Source organism: Pseudomonas sp. MDT1-85, from assembly GCF_054898065.1.
Map to the genome: position 1 here is coordinate 5,813,458 of NZ_CM142715.1, position 19,037 is coordinate 5,832,494.

19 protein-coding genes and 1 pseudogene are annotated in these 19,037 nt (G+C 52.8%); 10 read left to right on the forward strand and 10 right to left on the reverse strand.

Annotated elements, in window-relative coordinates; translation table 11 throughout:
- Nucleotides 1-173: 173 nt before the first annotated feature.
- Both ACYZT2_RS26215 and ACYZT2_RS26220 read right to left on the reverse strand, forming a co-directional pair.
- Nucleotides 174-1,937, reverse strand: a complete 1,764-nt coding sequence (locus ACYZT2_RS26215) for an SIR2 family protein (RefSeq protein WP_461968549.1) — start codon at nucleotides 1,935-1,937, stop codon at nucleotides 174-176.
- A gap of 254 nt (nucleotides 1,938-2,191) precedes the next feature.
- Nucleotides 2,192-2,506, reverse strand: coding sequence for a helix-turn-helix domain-containing protein (locus ACYZT2_RS26220; RefSeq protein ID WP_415758898.1), 315 nt, complete (start codon nucleotides 2,504-2,506; stop codon nucleotides 2,192-2,194).
- Between the two features lie 90 nt (nucleotides 2,507-2,596).
- Between ACYZT2_RS26220 and ACYZT2_RS26225 the strand changes: the two genes are divergently transcribed.
- Genes ACYZT2_RS26225 through ACYZT2_RS26235 form a run of 3 tightly spaced genes read left to right on the forward strand, consistent with a single transcriptional unit; the run spans nucleotide 2,597 to nucleotide 4,101 of the window.
- Nucleotides 2,597-3,010 (forward strand): hypothetical protein, encoded by a 414-nt coding sequence (locus ACYZT2_RS26225; RefSeq protein ID WP_461968552.1) that lies wholly within the window; start codon nucleotides 2,597-2,599, stop codon nucleotides 3,008-3,010.
- Entirely contained in the window at nucleotides 3,003-3,599 is a 597-nt protein-coding gene (locus tag ACYZT2_RS26230; protein WP_461968554.1) for an MbcA/ParS/Xre antitoxin family protein, read from the forward strand. Before ACYZT2_RS26225 ends, ACYZT2_RS26230 begins: the two co-directional genes overlap by 8 nt.
- Nucleotides 3,600-3,603: 4 nt before the next feature.
- Nucleotides 3,604-4,101, forward strand: a complete 498-nt coding sequence (locus ACYZT2_RS26235) for a hypothetical protein (protein ID WP_461968556.1) — start codon at nucleotides 3,604-3,606, stop codon at nucleotides 4,099-4,101.
- A 109-nt stretch (nucleotides 4,102-4,210) separates the two neighbouring features.
- Here the strand turns inward: ACYZT2_RS26235 and ACYZT2_RS26240 are convergent, their stop codons facing one another.
- The 7 genes and pseudogenes from ACYZT2_RS26240 to ACYZT2_RS26270 all read right to left on the reverse strand — a co-directional run bounded on the left by ACYZT2_RS26240 (nucleotide 4,211) and on the right by ACYZT2_RS26270 (nucleotide 10,333).
- The gene (locus ACYZT2_RS26240) at nucleotides 4,211-4,405 is read right to left on the reverse strand and encodes a hypothetical protein (RefSeq protein ID WP_461968558.1); all 195 of its coding nucleotides are present in this window, start codon (nucleotides 4,403-4,405) and stop codon (nucleotides 4,211-4,213) included.
- A gap of 166 nt (nucleotides 4,406-4,571) precedes the next feature.
- Nucleotides 4,572-4,711: pseudogene (locus tag ACYZT2_RS26245) on the reverse strand (IS66 family transposase); the annotation flags it as partial.
- Nucleotides 4,712-4,769: 58 nt separating this feature from the next.
- On the reverse strand, nucleotides 4,770-5,312 hold the full coding sequence (locus ACYZT2_RS26250) for a hypothetical protein (RefSeq protein WP_461968560.1): 543 nt from the start codon (nucleotides 5,310-5,312) through the stop codon (nucleotides 4,770-4,772).
- 53 nt (nucleotides 5,313-5,365) lie between these two features.
- Nucleotides 5,366-5,797 carry a hypothetical protein gene (locus ACYZT2_RS26255; protein WP_461968562.1) on the reverse strand — a complete coding sequence of 144 codons (432 nt, stop codon included), beginning with the start codon at nucleotides 5,795-5,797 and terminating at the stop codon, nucleotides 5,366-5,368.
- Nucleotides 5,798-5,984: 187 nt separating this feature from the next.
- The gene (locus ACYZT2_RS26260; RefSeq protein WP_461968564.1) at nucleotides 5,985-7,475 is read right to left on the reverse strand and encodes an ApeA N-terminal domain 1-containing protein; all 1,491 of its coding nucleotides are present in this window, start codon (nucleotides 7,473-7,475) and stop codon (nucleotides 5,985-5,987) included.
- Nucleotides 7,476-8,583: 1,108 nt separating this feature from the next.
- Nucleotides 8,584-8,892 carry a hypothetical protein gene (locus ACYZT2_RS26265; RefSeq protein ID WP_461968566.1) on the reverse strand — a complete coding sequence of 103 codons (309 nt, stop codon included), beginning with the start codon at nucleotides 8,890-8,892 and terminating at the stop codon, nucleotides 8,584-8,586.
- 337 nt (nucleotides 8,893-9,229) lie between these two features.
- On the reverse strand, nucleotides 9,230-10,333 hold the full coding sequence (locus ACYZT2_RS26270; protein WP_461968568.1) for a polyamine ABC transporter substrate-binding protein: 1,104 nt from the start codon (nucleotides 10,331-10,333) through the stop codon (nucleotides 9,230-9,232).
- Nucleotides 10,334-10,472: 139 nt separating this feature from the next.
- On the opposite strand from ACYZT2_RS26270, the gene ACYZT2_RS26275 reads away from it, so the two are divergent.
- On the forward strand, nucleotides 10,473-11,264 hold the full coding sequence (locus tag ACYZT2_RS26275; RefSeq protein ID WP_461968570.1) for a helix-turn-helix domain-containing protein: 792 nt from the start codon (nucleotides 10,473-10,475) through the stop codon (nucleotides 11,262-11,264).
- Between the two features lie 19 nt (nucleotides 11,265-11,283).
- Here ACYZT2_RS26275 and ACYZT2_RS26280 read toward each other — a convergent pair whose 3' ends face one another.
- Nucleotides 11,284-11,928 (reverse strand): peptidase M41, encoded by a 645-nt coding sequence (locus ACYZT2_RS26280; protein WP_461968572.1) that lies wholly within the window; start codon nucleotides 11,926-11,928, stop codon nucleotides 11,284-11,286.
- A 139-nt stretch (nucleotides 11,929-12,067) separates the two neighbouring features.
- Between ACYZT2_RS26280 and ACYZT2_RS26285 the strand changes: the two genes are divergently transcribed.
- The 6 genes from ACYZT2_RS26285 (at nucleotide 12,068) to pqqB (ending at nucleotide 18,947) form a co-directional block, all read left to right on the forward strand.
- On the forward strand, nucleotides 12,068-12,529 hold the full coding sequence (locus ACYZT2_RS26285) for an Lrp/AsnC family transcriptional regulator (protein WP_461968574.1): 462 nt from the start codon (nucleotides 12,068-12,070) through the stop codon (nucleotides 12,527-12,529).
- A gap of 221 nt (nucleotides 12,530-12,750) precedes the next feature.
- Nucleotides 12,751-14,433, forward strand: coding sequence for a flavin monoamine oxidase family protein (locus ACYZT2_RS26290; RefSeq protein WP_461968576.1), 1,683 nt, complete (start codon nucleotides 12,751-12,753; stop codon nucleotides 14,431-14,433).
- A gap of 12 nt (nucleotides 14,434-14,445) precedes the next feature.
- The gene (locus ACYZT2_RS26295; protein WP_461968578.1) at nucleotides 14,446-15,240 is read left to right on the forward strand and encodes a carbon-nitrogen hydrolase family protein; all 795 of its coding nucleotides are present in this window, start codon (nucleotides 14,446-14,448) and stop codon (nucleotides 15,238-15,240) included.
- A 38-nt stretch (nucleotides 15,241-15,278) separates the two neighbouring features.
- The gene (gene pqqF, locus ACYZT2_RS26300) at nucleotides 15,279-17,717 is read left to right on the forward strand and encodes a pyrroloquinoline quinone biosynthesis protein PqqF (RefSeq protein WP_461968580.1); all 2,439 of its coding nucleotides are present in this window, start codon (nucleotides 15,279-15,281) and stop codon (nucleotides 17,715-17,717) included.
- A gap of 156 nt (nucleotides 17,718-17,873) precedes the next feature.
- Nucleotides 17,874-17,948 carry a pyrroloquinoline quinone precursor peptide PqqA gene (pqqA, locus tag ACYZT2_RS26305; protein WP_009045898.1) on the forward strand — a complete coding sequence of 25 codons (75 nt, stop codon included), beginning with the start codon at nucleotides 17,874-17,876 and terminating at the stop codon, nucleotides 17,946-17,948.
- 87 nt (nucleotides 17,949-18,035) lie between these two features.
- A complete protein-coding gene (gene pqqB / locus ACYZT2_RS26310; protein WP_461968582.1) occupies nucleotides 18,036-18,947 on the forward strand; it encodes a pyrroloquinoline quinone biosynthesis protein PqqB in 912 nt (303 codons plus the stop codon).
- Nucleotides 18,948-19,037: the final 90 nt, after the last annotated feature.

Below are 19,037 nucleotides of genomic sequence, written 5' to 3' on the forward strand. Positions count from 1 at the left end.
CGATCAGCCTTGGCTCTGGAAGTGATGAGGCTCCGCCTCACCGCTTCCCGAGCCCCTCGGGCGGCGTAGAGCGAGGTCTGAGGCAGCGCCCCAGGGTTTTGCCTCTCTAGTTGGGTAACTGCACGGACTTACCCACCCATTGCCCCGGAACCACAATGGTCAAATCTAGGTATTTAAAACCAAGACGTTTTCTTCATGCACTGCATAAAGAGTTCGAGGAACCGAGTGCTCGGAACGAGGTTCGCACCCACGACAAGTCCCTCGATGTCTCCAGCATCAAACTCTTGTTCAATGATATTTTTAGAGTCGTAGTCATATTTCAGCCTCCCGATGACCAGTTGGCTTGAGCGCCCATTAGCCAAGCTCTCCTCTAAGGATTCCTCAGATGAGCGCCTGCTATAGAAAAACAGGGCGGAGTAAAATTCATAGCGAGCAAAGAGAAGTTGGGGACTACTGACGCCGGCGAAGTTTGGAGCCCAAACTGGCAGAAGCCGTTCAACGATACGGTTGCTTACGGGGGTTTCACGTTTCGTTGCTCCTTCTTCGTCCCAAAGCTCAGAGCCAGTCCTGGATTGAAAGTATGAAGGATTGAAAAATTCTCCTAGAGTCGAGGTGATTCGCTCATCTACTAAAACGTTCAGAGCCATTAGGCTTTGCAGGGTGCTCAGCCTGCCTGCTCGGGTCAGTCCTAAGCTGTATGCCGTGAATAGGAGAAACGCTGGGTAGAACTTCATTTTTTTCCAGTCGACCCTGTGGGCACCACTACGAGTTCTTGCTGCGTCAGCCACCAATTCCTTTATTGTGGAAATCACCAGCGCATGTTCCGATTCGCCACCCCACCTGCCTATGACCGCCCCTAAATGAGCAAGAGGAGTTGTCGCGTGCTCATATATTTCTTTCCACTTTTCAGTTTCTCTTCCAAGTTTGTTTTGGTCTGAAAATATGGGGGTAAGAGTTTTCATGAGTCGACTGTGCTCAGAGGTAAGCAGGTCGTCCAGCTGGATCTTGTAATCAGGTTTTGAAAGAAACCGCTTGGTCATCGCGACCATCAGGTCAAGGCTTGCGGGATTGCGCTGCTCGCCGTCAGCGAGCGTTTGAAGCTTTAATTTCAGCGCCTCGAAAAACGAATCGGCGTCTGGGATACTGACGTTTATCGCTTTTCGCTGCGTTACGAGATCCTGCGCGCGTGCGCCGAGTTTTCCTCGCGAGAGCCAGAAGGTTGGATACCGCCTGCTTGGAGCCCGCATGAAAGCGGCACGCAGAGCGTTATCCCACTCTCCAGACCAGCCAGCGATGATCAATCCAAACTCATCAAGGATTCTGTCTAACAGAGAGTTAAATTCTGGTGGATACGAATCAAGCTCTACATCTGTATTGAGGATTCTGGCGTCTTTGTAATCGCCATGAATTTTTAAGACGTAGCACTTGGCATGAGTAATTGGTTCAGCCCCGGATAGGCCATCAAGTGAGCTGACAACGGTCGGCTCAATTCCAACATCCCTCAGTGCATTCTCCATCAACCGGTCAAAATTGGTGGTGACTATGACACGGATATGCCCTGATCTGACCATCTCTGCAATAGCCCTATGGGCTGGTGTCGGTAGCTTTAAGCCATCTGAAAATTCTTGTTCTGTGGGCTCCAAAAAACCTTGAATAATGGCCCTGCGCTCCGTTGGTGTCTGTGCGAGTTCCTCCAGCAGGGCAGAGTAGTTAGGCTGTTTTCCTGTTGTGGTCACGTACCACTGTGCCCAGTCTTCCTGTTCCGAAACTCCTGCCGCTAAGCCTGCCCGTCTAATCAGTTCTACAGTGATCTCCCAGCCAGTAGGTATCCGGGCAGATCGTGAGAGCCCTGATCCTATGAGTACTGCATATACACCTTGGTTTTCGTGCATTGAAAACGCGAGGCGGGTCGTAGGATCGTTGGAGATTATGCTCATGGAGTAAATCCTTGTGTCCTTTATTGTCGCCATCTTGGCAATTGGTATTGCTGGTGCTCGATTACGATGCAAGGTTAGATAGCGCACTGCTGGGTCGTTTTCAACAGTTCACTTCTAGGGCAGTCGACACAATGCAAAAAGGGCCCTGTCGGGCCCTTTTTTAGTCACAGGAAAAAACTACTCGGAGAGCCAAGATTCGACATTGGCTGCATGCCCCAAAACAAGGAACGGCGCCATTAGCAACTGAGTCTGGTTTAGCCAGCATCCTCATTATTTGGTGTGCACGAAATCATTTCCGGCCTGACGTCGCCAATTGCTGTCGCCAGCAACGCTCCAAGGCTGGTGGACGGATCGCGATGCAGGTAGCACTGAAGCACTAGTGCTAATGGAGAGATGCCGATCACCTCAGAGATGTTATCAATCGCCTCCAAGCTAGGCGAGCGTAGCCCGCGCTCAAGCAAACTGATGTATTCCCGGCTGACTGTCGGTGGAAAGTCAGCCTGTGCCAGACTGGCCCCGAGCCGCATATCCCTTAGGGCCTGCGCAAATGCGTCATTCAGCTCCCGCATGGCAACTCCTTAAAAGGGAGTATATGGCCACATTGTGAGATTCTTAGCAGCGTACTATAGTACTCATTAGAATTTCCAAGGAGATATAATATGTTCGAAACCCACGATCAGGCACGATTGCCGTCCCCATTCTTCGTGCTTGAAGAAGGCGCACGCCGCTGGAAGTACATCTCGCAAACGGCGAATGACGAGTGGTTTTTTGTCACCTATGAAACAGCGGGGGCGGAGGGTTCTTCGCAGCAGCAGTTCATGATTTCGAAAGTACAATTCCTCTTGGATTTGGCCTCAAGAGATACGCCCGGGCAGTTCATTCATGAGGTTCAGCTCGTATCGCCCCCTTGGCTGAACCAAAAGGGTAAATGGCTGATGGAGCCAATTCGGGAGATTCAGGAAGTGGACGAGCGGGTCTGCTACGAGCTGATGGACGGACAAGTGTATCCATCAAAATTGCTAGGTCAGACCCGCGTCCCGTTGTGGTCAAAGCGGGCAATGGGTAATGAATAATTTCATCGAAAGGCTTCTCGCAGATCAGTACCGCACTCTGCTCTTTTCGAAAGACTTTTCCGAGGGTGCAATCTTTGGTTTTGAATGCAATGACGGGTGGGCGAATCTCATCGAAGCGACTCTTCGGCTAACCCAGCAACATGCTGATCTGAAGGCGCTTGACGTAAAGGTCACGCAGGTGAAAGAGAAGTTTGGTCAGCTCAGGATCTACCATCGCGGAGGGGACGAGACCATCGGTGCCGCTTTCGAGATCGCGGAGTCGGTATCAGGTAGTGTTTGTGAGATGTGCGGGATGCCAGGTGGGGCGATATGTATTGATGGTTGGCTCCAAGCGCGATGTGGCCACCATTCGAGGCCGCATCAGATAGCTCGGGATGAAAACCTTAAGAGCGACGAAAACTACATCGCCAGCTACGTCGAGGCCGTGAACTTGATTTTGTCATTTTTCGGAGAAGGCGCAGTGCTTTGGGTACAGCAAGAACGCACCGCTTTTGCTGGTCGGCGACCTTGCGAAATGCTGGCGACGGAAGAGGGGTGTCAGACGATTTTCACTTTTCTGAATCGGTTGGAACATGGGGTTGGCGTGTGACTTTATGGAACTGATTACTGCTCCAACTGTGGTGATGGCGGATCATCCAAATCTACAGGATCATTTGCGCCGAGAACTGGAATGGGATTTCAGCCAAGGTCCTGTAGATTTGCGGTATGTGCGAAGTCTCGTATCCTCGCCGAGGTTGAGGTCGTTGTACGTCCGTGCTTTCAGCCATTCCGCATTAGCCGAAGCTGGCGACACGTTTTTGGATTCGCGCACGCTGTTGGCGGACTACCCTCAAAAAACCATGGCTATATCGCTCACGAATTATCTGCTTTGGGAGGGCACGATAGAGGTTGTCGATAAATACAGTCCCAATGACGCGTCGGTGATGAAACTTCAAGTCTGGCCATTCGAGCCAGGAGAGCTGAATGAGTTTGCTATGGCGGTCGCGGTGGCGTTGAGTTATACGCCTGCGGAGCTGATGGCGGAGTCGAGGATTTCGCTCGCGATAGATGAGTTGGTCGGTAAGTGGGGCTTTTTTACCGATGAGTTCTGAGTCCGAATCTTCAGAAACAATATGGTCTAGTGACAGGGCGCGCTCGCGCATCGGACAGGTCGGGCGAATCAGATACCTAGGGCTCTACTGGGCTGGCAATCCTTCTGAATTAGAATTCCTTTTCGACTGATGCCATTTTTTCCCAGGCTTCGTCTCGACTGTTCTCAGGTGTTTCCGCTAACAGGTTCTCCAGGGAAAGCTTCATCCGCTTGAGGGCTGCTTCAGAAGGGATCTTTTCCGATGAGCCCACGGACCGCTCCACCTGCGGGTCTTCGGGTCGGGCCTGTTGTCTTTTTCGTTTCATGTGTTTCCTCCGGCTTTGGTCGTATGAGTTCCCATCGGGTGGTCAAGTCATTGAGACTATCTAGAGTCAATGGATCTGGAGAAATGGCTCCAGCCAAAGGCGAGTTCAGTTAGCCATTCCGTACCAGTTACTCAAGGACGAAAACCATGCCAGATTACTCTGAAGCCACCCACTGCGCCAAGGTTGAGCGAGCAATCGACAGGCCGGCACGGCCGAAGATTTTCTCCTGCCGATACAGCGGAGATGGTCGGCAAACTTGGCCACCATGATGTGGGCTAGCAGACCAGCCGTCGGTATGCCTTTGTCGCTACGCAATTCCTTAAAAACGCTACATGCCCCGCATCGGCGGGACCACTGACGTTAATTAATAACCATCTACCCCTAGTGAGCGCAAAATGGGGCGACGAGGGTCGCCAAGCATTCTGGATATCCCAGTAAAATACGCTGCAACTTCTAAATCTCTGTCGTCAATTCCCCGCCAAAAAAACGGGACATTTTTGTTTTCTAGACTCTCTATAAAAGTTATATGGGTCAGACAGATAAATATCCTTGCGAAATTCGCAGGATTATTAAAGTCGTTCTTTAATAGATGCATTATGATGTGGCGATTAAAACCATTCACGTCCCCATAGCTAGGTTTGTAAAGAATATTCTTGAAGTATATTCTGAATGCGTTAATTACGTCGGACTGAGGGCAAATATGCGTTAAAAAATCAATCTCTACTGGCTGATTATAATCTTTCCCTGGGTGCCAAACATATGCCTCAAGCCTTCTCCGCCCCCACTGTATTATGATGTCTCTAAGGTAGCGTTCAAATTTTTCACCGCTGACGTTACCAGGATCTACGCAAAGCCTTAAATTTTGAATATTCCTCAATCCTGCCTCAAATACCGGTATTAGAGACATGATCGCCACATGATCCATTCCAAGATAATAGGCTTCAATCGCTTCAAATACGATTAGTCGATAATCTTTGAACGAATCGCTGACGGAAAAAATTTATTGAAATAGGTTGCTGCGATTTCAGGTGCAAAAAATTCATTAAGCCAAGAATCCGCAGCATCTTTTGGGTTTTCGGCGTTACTCATTTTGAATATTGCCTCGTTCAACTGACCCTCACCTATAATATGAAGCGGTACTGGCAAAAACAACGGCAATGCTCTTTCCTGCGCCCCAGTAACCCGCCCCCATCTTTCATTATAATAGCTTATCGGTCGCTCTGTGATGAAGCACAAACCAGCATCGGTAGCGATCTCAAATCCAGGTTTTTCGATAGTCTTAGCGCAGACATCTACATCTTTGTTTTCATACTTATTAAACGCTGCGACTATTAGTTCTTCTGTCAGCTTGGGATTCCCAGACAACTTCCTGAGTATTTTTTCATACTTCATTTCGTGATCCCTGCTTGATGAAGTGATCGACTTGCCGATAGTGTTTGTAAAAGTTAGCCTTCGCAACACCATCATGCCTGCGCGTAGGCGCATTCATCAATGTTCTCGATAACACTCAGAACAAAACCTGTTATTGCCATCCCTGCCAGCGTGGCATCAAGCAGCGACGGTAAAGGGCACATACCCTTCAGGAGGCAGTAGCGAACTGTAGCTCTGCCAATGTGGCGGCGTATTCAGCTCGGTATCTTGTAAAACTGTGCCCCCATCCGTGATGCTCAGACGCCCAATGTTGAGCATTCCAACCTGACTCAATTAGGTCTGAACTTGCGAATATGAACTCAAGGGTGTCGGTGAGAAAAGGCATAAATGGTTCCACTTTTGAGTAATCTATATCTCCAGCACTACCATGCACAAAAAAATTTCGACATTTAACTGCAATGCTAGCAATAAGAGACAGGTCTGGAAAAAAGCTTCCTAATTCCGCAGTGACGACAGAGGCTCGATAAGCTACTTTTTTCGGTAGAGATGGTTTTCCCATTCTACCCAATGCATTCAGTGCGCTATTTCGGTCTATTCCGACAGGTAAGTTCTTGAGTAATGCTTTGCAGGCATCTCGTGTGGTAATTAATTCTTCGGATAATTCATTGGGTAACGGGGTTGCGTGTTGCGGTAATATATCGAACATGTTAGCAGCTGCAACTAGTCTGTCAGCATCATATTTGTTTCCTTTCTGCATGCATCCTAGATGTCGAACGCGTGCTATTCGCCAGTCTTTATCTCTCTTAACCCAGTTTGACAGAGCAGTGTCAAATTCGCTTGGTCGACGTACAGCATCTAATGGAATGTCTCCAGGGTGCGGTTTAAGATTGGAGGCATTGTTGCTTTTCCAGGGTAGGGTTGGAGTAATGGACAGCGGAGTTAAGTGAGCTTCCGAGGAGTTTTCCGTGTTGACTGTGATATGGCTAACGCTCTGGGCGCGGCCCGCTGCTACCGATAAGAAATTCGCCACACGATGTAACCTGTCGATTGACTCATCGAATGTAATAGAGGACTCTGGCTCTATCGATACGAATATTCGATTATCTAGGTATACTCCCGATGGCCCGCCCATGTTATAGGAGGGGCGGTGATGAACTGAAATCTTACCAAGTTCTGTAGAGACTTCGATGATACGATTTTTACCGGTGAAATATGCAACCAATGGTCGTTCACCCGACTCTACGGGACGAATTTTACGGCGTTCTTCAAGGACAGAATTAATGACAGTTTTTGAATCGATTACATGACCAAAGGCATCGAAGTCGTAAAAAATTTGACTAAGATCATTTGTTGAAAATTCTATGGTAGTGATATTAGAGCTGTCCGGACTTAAATGCCTGTCGCCTATTGCAACAAAATGTGGGAAAACGTCGGTGTGATACTTAACTAGCTGTCCTCTGATGAATGTATGTCCGGAACCAGGGCTATAGCAATCAATGAGTGTAATGCACTCCCCCGTGTATGCGGTACCTTTGAGAAATGAGGATGTCATTGCGCCCAAAGGTTTATCGGAGTGAAGTTTAAGTAAAGTGTTAGAACTTTTTAATTTCAAGTCGCCTACAGCAGACTCACCAGTCTCTTGAGGGAATACACCGATATACTGAATTGGTGTCTTCTTTTTTTTTCGTTCTTTTCCCATCAAATATTGTCCTTATTTCTGATTATCTTGAATTCGCCTATCACAATCTCGCGCTCTTGGACATTTTCTCCAGTTGACCAAGAATCCTGATCGACGAAGCATAGCAGCGACAGTGCCCCTAATTGGAACCGAAAGCGATTGCTCAACATTCGCTACAGAGGATGTTCAATCTGGCGAAAAACAAGGTGAGGCGTTTCAGCGGGAGGGGATACGTGCGTTTCCATATTTTTTAACGGGTTGTGAAATTTTGCGCTCTAACTCAACTTCCTGGGGTAGGATTGAATTAGGGCGGTCCTCGCTAAGCCAGGACGTCTTAGGGGGGTGACTCCTCTGACTGCGACCCCGTCAGGCCGCTTAAGGTGATTGTGTACGAGCCCGTTCCCGGCGGTGCCGATCGGATACCTCAAACACTGGAGCCGATGCTTGCGGCCATTCGCGGTAAGCCAAAAGCAAGCGCCCGGCAAGGCGCTTAATAAATAACCAACCCTTAAAAGTTGGCAGCGCTGTCAGCACTTCGCAGGGCTTTTGCCATGTTCAAGTTGCAGACAAAGGTGGTACAGGTGGAAGTCAGTCTTTGGGCGCTAGCATTTATTGCTAACGGTCTTTTAGACAGATTTGTTTCCTAGGCTGATGGGGGGAGGGATACCTCCCCCCTGATCCTGGCCATTCTTTTCCGAATTCTCACTAGCTCCACCCTCCCCTAGGGATGTCATTAATGTTGGGCGTAAGCTATCAGGCTGACTCTGCTTGTCGTGACTGAGTGCTTATGGCCATTCGCTGCCGTCGTGGTGCCAAAGCGCGCTGGTCAAATCTAATGCAATCGTGGTCAGACCAGGGTGCAAGTGGAGTGCCATTTCGCATCTGGTAGCCATGACAAAATATGCGTCACACCAAATACCACACCCAGGTTATATTTATAAAACCGCAGCGTCATGATCATCGAATTGGCATAAAGTCCATAAATAGCTGGATATTTTCGGTCGCAAGACCGGACGGACAGTGTCTGTCCGGACAATTTGAGTACCACATAAGGGTTCGAGTCCTACTGGGCCCACCATACTCAAAGCCGCGCACTGCGCGGCTTTCGTGTTTTCTGGGCAGCAACCGCCTATGGACACCATCGCGATCCAGGACCAGTGACTCCTTCGTTGCAAAGGCTTGCGTGATCCGCCTTAGCTCGATTCGTGAACTCCCTTTCAGCCGGTGCAAGTTCGGGGAACTCAACCAGCAGTGCCTTGTTACCTCTGGCGATGTGTTCCATCACCGCCAAGGCGATGTTTTCACGCACCATCCCGACCGAGACGTAATACATGGCCCAGGCTTGTTCGGGCGTACAGTGGCCGATCTGCTCCTCAATCTCCTTGTAGGCTTTGTATTCGTCCGACTCCAAGTAGCTTTGACAATCACCTTGGTACATGATTTTTCTCCTTCCCTGGAACCTCTGTGACAACCCAAAGTCAGTCGGCTGATAAGGGCTGCTCCCTGCTCCCTACGTGATTACCAGTGCTCAAAAAAACGCGGGCTATCGCAGGAAACGCACCCGTTTCGCAACACAGAACTTTCCTGTCAGGCGCCCTTCAGGAGTCCCAAACCGTCAGGCGCAGGGGATATTGGCTGGCTTGAAAGAGTCCGTTTTATCTATCTCCGAGCTCTGAAGATCGAATTGCTCCGCCAAATCCTGACAGAAAAACACTTCAAATTGACAAGCCGAAAAGTCCAGAAAGCCAGTTTAGCAAGACAACAACCCAGTCAGATCACGTACCACTCTTCACTTTGGTCCAAACCCGGGTGCGGATTCGCTCCAATTTCAATGGCAGTGGCTCAAGTGGAACAAGTGTAGCAACAGTCTTTTTGTCTGGATAAATCCAGGTATTGTCGCGTAGCTTCCGCTCAACAAACTCATTGGCATCTTTATTAGCGTTAGGATACAGCGTGTGATTTGAAGTCTTGGCAATAACTTCTGGTCGCAACATATAATTAATAAACGCCATGCCTTCCTTTGGATGGGGAGCATCTTTTAACAAAACCAGATTTTCCGACCAAACCAGCGCTCCCTCGCGAGGAAGGCTGTAGGCAATCTTGCGTCCCGTATTGGCCTTCTCATTGATGGCCTGCGCAGCAAGGGCACCATTAGCCCATCCCACAACTGCACAAATATTGCCATCAGCCAGGTCAGAGTCGATTTTGGATGAGTCGAAATAGAGGACGTAGGGACGGATTTTTAACAGTAGGGCTTGAGCCTTCTGGTAATCATCCGGATTCTTACTGTTGCTAGGAAGCCCAAGGTAATGCAAAGCAATCGAAATGATCTCGCTTGGAGAGTCGAGCATTGCCACACCACACGACTTGAGTTTGCTGATGTTTTCTTCTTTGAAGATCAAATCCCAGCTATTCACCGGAGCATCATCACCCAATGCCGCTTTGACTTTATCAACGTCATAACCAATGCCGGTGGTGCCCCATAAATAGGGCACAGCGTAGCGGTTACCAGGATCATTGACCGCAAGCTGGGACAAGATATCAGGATCGATGTGTGACAAATTACTCAGTTGATTACGATCCAATGGCTGAAGTACTCCCGCCTGGATCAGGCTTGGCAACACATTGGAGGTAGCCACAACCACGTCATACCCCGTGCGCCCAGCCATTACCTTACTCTGCATGATTTCGGCACTGTCGAATGCATCCATATGAATTCTGGTGCCGGTTTCCTGCTCAAACTCTCTTGGGGTATCCGGTGCTAAAAGCCCGAACCAGTTATACAGATACACCCCAGGCTCTACAGCCCCCACTGACGTGCTTATCCCTGCACAGAGAAGCGAGACTGCAAAAATGGTTCGCAAAGGTGATTTGCTCATACAACTATCCTTGTCAAGACGACATGCCCTCATGGCCATCGTGAATCCCGATCGTGAATATACCGGGCATTGACGAATAGTAAATACCTACGAATACTTACCTGCGACCTACGAATCCCTAACCCTAAAGGGGTAGAAAATGCCACTCGACCTTCATAGCCTGGCTTGGCATCGATCGATTGGAAAGCTGATCATGCAGTTGAACCGCCCAGAATTCTGGAGCTCACTTATTCGTACGCTAAATGAATATGTGCAAATCGATAACTGGGTGGTATTAATATTTAGCCATCAACAAGTGAAAGTTGTCAGCCTTCCTGATATAGCAGATACAGAAGAGATAGATGCGTTCCTTCATCGCTACGTGAAGGGACTTTACATGCTGGATCCATTCTATATAGCTAATCGAGAAAACCCACAGAGCGGTTTCTTTCATATGCTGGATATTGCACCGGAGCACTTCCTTGAAACTGAGTACTATCATCAATACTTCGCACAGTACATTTCTGTAGATGAAGCGCAGTACAATGTCCAGCTCGACTCCGATAGAACGCTATGCATTTCCTTTGGTAGTAACATCCGCTTCAACCAAGAGCAAATAACAATACTTGACATTATCAAACCATGGGTAACCGCACTCATGCATCAACGCATGGGTTTTGAGATTGACGTAGAAAAAGACCTCCCTGAACCAACTTTATGGCCAGAAACGATTCTTCAGCTTGGCACACAAATAACAACGCGCGAAAAGGACGTCCTCAAATTATTACTTAGTGGCTTCTCTAACAAGGAGATAGCAGGAAAACTTTCACTGTCGGCAGAAACGATAAAAGTTCACCGCCGAAATATTTACGCCAAATTAAACATCAAATCACAACCCGAATTATTTGCTCGATTTTTTATGCCAAAACAGGATAGCCTCCCTGCAAACTGAAGTAAGCGTTTGGCACTTTTCAGGCCCAAACACTCAACAGTGGAATGGCCTGCACTGATCGCAGCCGTTCAAGCATTTCCCCCGTCAACACGACCTCATACGTATCCGCCGGCCTACCCCATTGCTCCACAATGACCATGCGGTCTACCAAAAGCCCTGCCAATCCAGTAATCGTATCCGCCAACTCCTCTACCATTTGTTGAGTGCGCAACCACAAGCGATCATTAATTTCTGTTAGCTCAGCAATGATGCGATCAGACGACGCTGGATCCGTATCGGGATAGGCGATATTTCGAAGCAAGTACCGCAACTCTCTTATTTTTGCGTGATCCTGTTCCGCACCAAACTCTCCTTTCAGGATGGCTGCCGCTTTCGACTTATCGACGCGCTTCTCGGGCGAATGCTTTGCAGGCAATGTCTGCGCCATGGCTCCGGCGAAGAGGACCATTATCCGAGCCTCCAAATGTTCCTTCATGGCTTCGATCGACGAAATTGACCGCGTCAAGGTAATGGAGGCCCCTCCATGGTGGGTCAGGCCCATGGTAACTTTCAGGGTCACACCACCCGTTTCAAAACCCAGAGCTCGGGCTACGACGTAATGTCCCATTTCGTGATTGGCAATCTGCAGTGCATAGTCGCGCAGAGCCGCAGGCATGCTCTTCATTTCGATCCCCTCGCTTCACAGCCCCTAGTTGCGCATTCGACTACGAGTGACAATTTGTGTCCATCCAATTAACCCATTTGAGGGCATGAAGTGCCTGTAACATGCCTGCCCATTGCTCTGTGCCGCTGGAGATGCCCCTTTGCCTGACACCCGCCCGCCCTCTCTTGATGAAATCGACCGCCTATTGATCGCGGCCTTGCAGATCAATGCCCGCGAAAGCGTGGCCATGCTCGCCCGGCAACTGGGCATCGCCCGCACCACGGTGACGTCGCGTCTGGCGCGGCTGGAAAAGGCCAAAGTGATCACCGGTTACGGTGTGCGCCTGGGCCAGCGCGTGATAGATGGCGGATTGCAGGCGTACGTCGGGATTACGGTGCAACCGCGGTCCGGCAAGGAAGTGCTGCGTCGTCTCAGTGCCATGGCGCAGGTTCAGCAGTTGTGTGCGGTGAGTGGCGAATTTGATTATGTGGCGTGGTTGCGCACCGACTCGCCGGAGCAGCTGGATCAGTTGCTGGATCAGATTGGCAGTGTGGATGGCGTGGAGAAGACGACGACTTCGATCATCTTGAGTAGCAAGATTGATCGGGGGCAGCCGGTTTGAGTTTCAACCGATAACTCTTCATTGTCTGATCAGGCCTCCTCGCGAGCAGGCTCGCTCTCACATTGAACAGTGTGCAGCAATACATCGTCATATTGATCAGACTATTAGCAAAATGACGACACATTGCGTCTTATTAACGTGTTCTACGCTCTCTAGAATGGCTGCCATCTTTTCCTATACTCAGACGCGCACTCTGCGTCAGGTCGCCAGCAAGGTCAGCCATGAACAAGAACAATCGCCATCCTGCAGACGGTAAAAAACCGGTCACCGTTTTCGGCCCGGACTTTCCTTTCGCCTTCGACGACTGGATCGAGCACCCGGCCGGGCTGGGCAGTATTCCGGCGCACAATCACGGCGCCGAAGTGGCGATTGTCGGGGCTGGCATTGCAGGCTTGGTCGCCGCCTACGAATTGATGAAACTGGGCCTCAAACCCGTCGTCTACGAAGCCTCGAAGATGGGCGGTCGTCTGCGCTCCCAAGCCTTCAACGGTGCTGAAGGCATCATCGCCGAGCTCGGCGGTATGCGTTTCCCGGTGTCGTCGACCGCGTTTTATCACTACGTCGACAAGCTCGGCCTCCAGACCAAACCCTTCCCGAACCCGCTGACGCCTGCGTCGGGCAGCACGGTAATCGATCTGGAAGGCAAAACTCATTACGCACAAAAACTGTCGGATCTTCCTGCACTGTTCCAGGAAGTCGCTGACGCCTGGGCCGATGCTCTGGAAGCCGGCTCGCAGTTCTCCGATATCCAGCAAGCGATTCGTGACCGCGACGTACCGCGCCTCAAGGAACTGTGGAACACCCTGGTGCCGCTGTGGGACGACCGCACGTTCTACGATTTCGTCGCCACCTCCAAAGCCTTCGCCAAGCTCTCGTTCCATCACCGCGAAGTGTTCGGCCAGGTCGGTTTCGGCACCGGCGGCTGGGACTCGGACTTCCCCAACTCGATGCTGGAAATCTTCCGCGTGGTGATGACCAACTGCGACGATCACCAGCATCTGGTGGTCGGCGGCGTGGAACAAGTGCCGCTGGGCATCTGGCGTCATGTGCCGGAACGTTGCGTGCATTGGCCTGAAGGCACCAGCCTCAGTTCGCTGCACAGCGGCGCGCCACGTTCCGGCGTGAAAAAAATTGCCCATGCGCCCGACGGGCGTTTTACGGTCACCGATAACTACGGCGACACACGCGAATACGCGGCCGTACTGACCACCTGCCAGAGCTGGCTGCTGACCACCCAGATCGAATGCGACGAAAGCCTGTTCTCGCAAAAGATGTGGATGGCCCTGGACCGCACCCGCTACATGCAATCGTCGAAGACGTTCGTGATGGTCGATCGCCCATTCTGGAAGGACAAGGACCCTGAAACCGGTCGCGACTTGATGAGCATGACCCTCACCGATCGCCTGACCCGCGGCACCTATCTTTTCGACAACGGCGACAACAAGCCCGGTGTCATCTGCCTGTCGTACTCGTGGATGAGCGACGCGCTGAAAATGCTCCCGCACCCGGTGGAGAAACGCGTGAAGCTGGCGCTGGACGCGTTGAAGAAGATCTACCCGAAAGTCGACATCGCCGCGCGGATCATCGGCGATCCGATCACCGTGTCGTGGGAAGCCGACCCGCATTTCCTCGGGGCCTTCAAAGGCGCCCTGCCCGGCCATTACCGCTACAACCAGCGCATGTACGCGCACTTCATGCAGGACGACATGCCGCCCGAGCAGCGTGGGATTTTCATCGCCGGCGACGACGTTTCATGGACGCCGGCCTGGGTCGAAGGCGCGGTGCAGACGTCGCTTAACGCGGTGTGGGGGATCATGAAACACTTCGGCGGTGAAACTCACGCTGAAAACCCGGGTCCAGGAGATGTGTTCAACGAGATCGGTCCGATCGCCCTGCCCGAGTAAGAGGAATCCGAAATGCGCGTAGCCCTTTACCAATGTCCACCGCTGCCCCTGGATGTCGCAGGTAATCTGCAACGCCTGCATCAACTGGCGCTAGAGGCCAAGGGCGCGGACTTGCTGGTGCTGCCGGAGATGTTCCTGACCGGCTACAACATTGGCATCGATGCGGTCAGCGTGCTGGCGGAGGTGCACAACGGTGAATCGGCGCAGCAAATCGCGCGCATTGCCAAAGCGACGGGGATCGCCATTTTGTATGGCTACCCGGAGCGCACCGAAGACGGGCAGATCTACAACGCCGTGCAGTTGATCGACGCCAATGGCGAACGGTTGTGCAACTACCGCAAGACTCACTTGTTTGGCGACCTCGATCACTCGATGTTCAGCGCCGGGCCGGATGAGTTTCCGCTGGTTGAACTCAACGGCTGGAAGCTTGGCTTTTTGATCTGCTACGACCTCGAGTTCCCGGAAAACGCCCGGCGCCTGGCATTGGCCGGTGCCGAGCTGATTCTGGTGCCGACGGCGAACATGATTCCCTACGATTTCATCGCCGACGTCACCGTCCGCGCACGGGCCTTCGAAAACCAGTGTTATGTGGCCTACGCCAACTATTCCGGGCACGAAGGCGAGATCAAGTATTGCGGCCAAAGCAGCATCGCCGCGCCGGATGGCAGCCGCATCGCCCAGGCCGGACTTGATGAAGCGCTGATTGTCGGTGAGCTGGATCGTCAGCTGATGATCGATTCCCGCGCCGCCAATCGCTACTTCCTCGACCGCCGTCCCGAGCTATACGGCGAGCTGAACAAGCCCTAATCCGCTAGCATTAGCGCTTCTCTGTTCTGGAAGTGCTCATGCCTGCGCTGAATCACCCTCGCCTCCACACTGAAACCCTCGCCAACGGCCTGCGGGTGACGTTGCGTCATGCTCCCGATTTGAAGCGTTGCGCCACCGCGTTGCGGGTCGCTGCCGGCAGTCACGACGTGCCACTGGCCTGGCCGGGGCTGGCGCACTTTCTTGAGCACTTGCTGTTCCTGGGTACAGAGCGCTTTCCCGCAGAGCAGGGGTTGATGGCCTACGTGCAAGGTCATGGCGGGCAGGTGAATGCACGAACCTGCGAACGTACGACGGACTTCTTTTTCGAGCTGCCACCTCAGGCGTTTAGGGATGGACTGGAGCGTCTGTCAGACATGCTCGCTCATCCGCGTATGAATCCGGACGATCAGCGGCGGGAACGGGAAGTGCTGCACGCCGAATTTGTCGCCTGGTCGCGGGATGCGACAGCCCAGCAGCAGTTCGCGCTGTTCGATGGACTCTCGGCGGCTCATCCGTTGCGGGCGTTTCATGCCGGAAACCGTTACAGCCTGCCGGTGCCACAGTCCGAATTTCAGCAAGCGTTGAAGGACTTCTATCAGCGGTTTTATCAGACCAGACAGATGACGCTGAGCCTGGCCGGCCCACAAAGTCTCGATGAATTGAAGAGGATGGCGCAGGAATTTGCCGCTGCCATTACCGCCGGGAAGAAAGTCCCTCAGACAAAGCCCACCCTGTTGATGGATTCTTCAGACAATAGTTATCAACAGGCTGGAGAGCGTCGGCTTGATCTGCTGTTCACCTTCGAAGCACTGCCCGACTCATCGCCCGAAGCGCTGGCTTTCCTGTGCCACTGGCTGAACGCCGAAAAAACCGGCGGCCTATTGGCGCAGCTGCGAGAGCATGGGCTGGCGGACAACCTGAAAGCCGCGCCGCTCTATCACTACGCTGGCCAAGCCTTGCTGCACATCGAATTCACACGGCCCGCCCACGGCACGCAACCGGACAACGTGATCCGCGAACGGCTTCTGGATTGGCTGGGCTTTTTTGCCTCTCATCAGGATTGGGCCGAGCTGCGCGAAGAGTATGCCGCCCTGCTGCAGCGCCAACAGCAAGTCAGCAGCGCCCTGCAACTGGCCCAACGAGCCAGCGAACAGCTTGAAGCCGGGCTATCGGAACAGGGCGTTGTCGCCCTCAAGGCAATCCTCAAACAAATTGGCGCTGTGGATAACTTCACCGGCCAGTGGCAACTGCCAACCCCCAACCCGTTTTTGCGCGCCGAGACTCCCGCCTCGAATGCCGGATTGATTCGCGGCCAGACCAGCGCCCATCGCGGCCTGCGGACTTTTGCCCAGGATCGCTCACGCAGTCGCCGCGAACGATCGCCGATGCAGTTCAGTCAGGCGTTGCCGGATAATACCGATGAAGGTGCGGTTTATCTGCGCTGGCGCCTGGGATTCGCACCCCACAGCCACCTTCAGTCGAATCTGGAAAACAACCTGCGGATGCTGTGCGAAGATGCGCGTCAGGCCGGTGTCGACTTTTCCTTCAGTGCATCGGGCAATGAATGGCTGCTGAAGATGACGGGACTGCAGGAACCGATGCCGACAGTCCTCGAACATGCGCTGAGAGAACTGACAAAACCTGATGCCCGCCTCTCACAGGAAGAGCCGGCGCCCATTGCGTTGATGCCGATTCGACAGCTTCTCAAGGCATTGCCTGATCTATGCCTTGAGCGCGCTGTAGCCTCAGATGACCTGGAGCAACTCTGGTCGAGCGCGCGTTGGGATGGAATGGCGGCAGGCCTGTCTGCCCAAACACAAGCGGCGATGGGGCTTGCCTTGAGTCGTATTCCCGGCACTGCGGACAGTCAATTGACGCCGACTCCGTCGATTCGCTCACAGCATCTGTGGAACGCCGTCGATACCGGCTCCAGCGAACACGCGCTGTTACTTTTTTGTCCGACGGCAACCCATGACATCGCCGATGAAGCCGCTTGGCGTGTGCTCGCACACGTGTGCCAGACGCCGTTCTACCAGCGCCTGCGGGTAGAGCTGCAACTCGGTTACGCCGTGTTCAGCGGACTACGCCAGATAAACGGTCAGGTCGGACTGCTGTTCGGTGTGCAATCGCCGAGCGTCGCACCCATGGATTTATTGGAGCACATCGAACAGTTCCTCAGCGAATTGGCAGAGATGATCGAACGCATCGATGACACGACCTTCATCGCTCCACGCCAAGCTCTGGCCGATCAATTCGACAACACCGCCCTGCCCAACGCCCAGGCCGCCGAGCTACTCTGGCAAGGCAAACTGGCGGGCCATTCGTCTGATTACCTGCAGCGTCTGCCTCAGGCAATTCTGATGATCGACCGTGAAGCCTTGCTGGCGGCGGCACTACGACTGAATCGGGCCGACGGCGGATGGCGCTGTCTGGCCAGCGGGCCTTGTTCCGGGGCGCTTTGGCAAGTGGCAAAATGATCATTACCGGTGCTGCAATTACCTTTCTCAAAGATTCGTGGCCAATGGCTCTGTAATTTTGAGTAACATAGCCACCTAACTATCTGAACATCTCCGGCTGGAGGTGGACTATATGTATAGGTCTCAACTGTCCCATCCACCTGAAGGAGCGCTTTTATGTCCTGGTCCAAACCTGCTTACACCGACCTGCGTATCGGCTTCGAAGTCACTATGTACTTCGCAAGCCGCTAAGCTCTGCCGTCTGCTGGTAGAGAATGCAATGCTACGCCTCGGCTCGCCGGGGCGTTTTTATTTTCAGCTTTCAATGATGGAGCGGCCATGTTTGTCCAGATTCTAGGTTCCGCCGCCGGCGGCGGTTTCCCCCAGTGGAACTGCAACTGCGTGAATTGCGCAGGTTTTCGCGACGGCAGCCTGCGGGCCGAGGCGCGTACCCAGTCGTCCATCGCGATTTCCGATGACGGTGTGAACTGGGTGCTGTGCAATGCTTCGCCGGACATCCGCGCCCAGCTCCAGAGTTTCGCGCCAATGCAGCCCGGGCGCGCGCTGCGTGATACCGGCATCAGTGCAATCATCCTGATGGACAGCCAGATCGACCACACCACCGGCCTGCTCAGCCTGCGCGAAGGTTGCCCGCATCAAGTGTGGTGCACCGACATGGTCCACGAAGACCTGAGCACCGGTTTTCCGCTATTCACCATGCTGACTCACTGGAATGGCGGGTTGAACTGGAACCGCATCGAACTCGACCAGAGCTTCACCGTCCCGGCCTGCCCGAACCTGCGCTTCACCCCACTGCCACTGCGTAGTGCCGCCCCACCGTACTCGCCGCATCGGTTCGACCCGCATCCAGGCGATAACATCGGCCTGATCGTCGAAGACCTGAGCACCGGCGGTAAACTGTTCTATGCACCGGGCCTGGGCAAGGTCGACGTATCGCTGCTGAAGGTCATGGCCAGCAGCGATTGCCTGTTGGTGGATGGCACGATATGGGACGACGACGAAATGCAGCGCCGTGGTGTCGGCACACGCACTGGCCGGGAAATGGGCCACTTGGCGCAGAACGGCCCCGGCGGCATGCTCGAAGTGCTGGAGCAGTTGCCCAAGCAGCGCAAAGTGCTTATCCACATCAACAACACCAACCCGATTCTCGATGAAGATTCGCCGGAGCGCGCGGAGCTGGTTCGGCGCGAAGTTGAAGTGGCGTATGACGGCATGAGTATTGTGCTGTAGCGAATGACCCCTTCGCGGGCAAGCCTCGCTCCTACAGGGATAGCGCTATCTCTGTAGGAGCGAGGCTTGCCCGCGAAGGCGTCAGACCCG

Excerpts from the sequence above, each read along its gene's own strand:
- ACYZT2_RS26215 (WP_461968549.1), bottom strand. The coding sequence starts at position 1,937 with ATGAGCATAATCTCCAACGATCCTACGACCCGCCTCGCGTTTTCAATG.
- ACYZT2_RS26220 (WP_415758898.1), bottom strand. The coding sequence starts at position 2,506 with ATGCGGGAGCTGAATGACGCATTTGCGCAGGCCCTAAGGGATATGCGG.
- ACYZT2_RS26225 (WP_461968552.1), top strand. The coding sequence starts at position 2,597 with ATGTTCGAAACCCACGATCAGGCACGATTGCCGTCCCCATTCTTCGTG.
- ACYZT2_RS26230 (WP_461968554.1), top strand. The coding sequence starts at position 3,003 with ATGAATAATTTCATCGAAAGGCTTCTCGCAGATCAGTACCGCACTCTG.
- ACYZT2_RS26235 (WP_461968556.1), top strand. The coding sequence starts at position 3,604 with ATGGAACTGATTACTGCTCCAACTGTGGTGATGGCGGATCATCCAAAT.
- ACYZT2_RS26240 (WP_461968558.1), bottom strand. The coding sequence starts at position 4,405 with ATGAAACGAAAAAGACAACAGGCCCGACCCGAAGACCCGCAGGTGGAG.
- ACYZT2_RS26250 (WP_461968560.1), bottom strand. The coding sequence starts at position 5,312 with ATGTCTCTAATACCGGTATTTGAGGCAGGATTGAGGAATATTCAAAAT.
- ACYZT2_RS26255 (WP_461968562.1), bottom strand. The coding sequence starts at position 5,797 with ATGAAGTATGAAAAAATACTCAGGAAGTTGTCTGGGAATCCCAAGCTG.
- ACYZT2_RS26260 (WP_461968564.1), bottom strand. The coding sequence starts at position 7,475 with ATGGGAAAAGAACGAAAAAAAAAGAAGACACCAATTCAGTATATCGGT.
- ACYZT2_RS26265 (WP_461968566.1), bottom strand. The coding sequence starts at position 8,892 with ATGTACCAAGGTGATTGTCAAAGCTACTTGGAGTCGGACGAATACAAA.
- ACYZT2_RS26270 (WP_461968568.1), bottom strand. The coding sequence starts at position 10,333 with ATGAGCAAATCACCTTTGCGAACCATTTTTGCAGTCTCGCTTCTCTGT.
- ACYZT2_RS26275 (WP_461968570.1), top strand. The coding sequence starts at position 10,473 with ATGCCACTCGACCTTCATAGCCTGGCTTGGCATCGATCGATTGGAAAG.
- ACYZT2_RS26280 (WP_461968572.1), bottom strand. The coding sequence starts at position 11,928 with ATGAAGAGCATGCCTGCGGCTCTGCGCGACTATGCACTGCAGATTGCC.
- ACYZT2_RS26290 (WP_461968576.1), top strand. The coding sequence starts at position 12,751 with ATGAACAAGAACAATCGCCATCCTGCAGACGGTAAAAAACCGGTCACC.
- ACYZT2_RS26295 (WP_461968578.1), top strand. The coding sequence starts at position 14,446 with ATGCGCGTAGCCCTTTACCAATGTCCACCGCTGCCCCTGGATGTCGCA.
- pqqF (WP_461968580.1), top strand. The coding sequence starts at position 15,279 with ATGCCTGCGCTGAATCACCCTCGCCTCCACACTGAAACCCTCGCCAAC.
- pqqB (WP_461968582.1), top strand. The coding sequence starts at position 18,036 with ATGTTTGTCCAGATTCTAGGTTCCGCCGCCGGCGGCGGTTTCCCCCAG.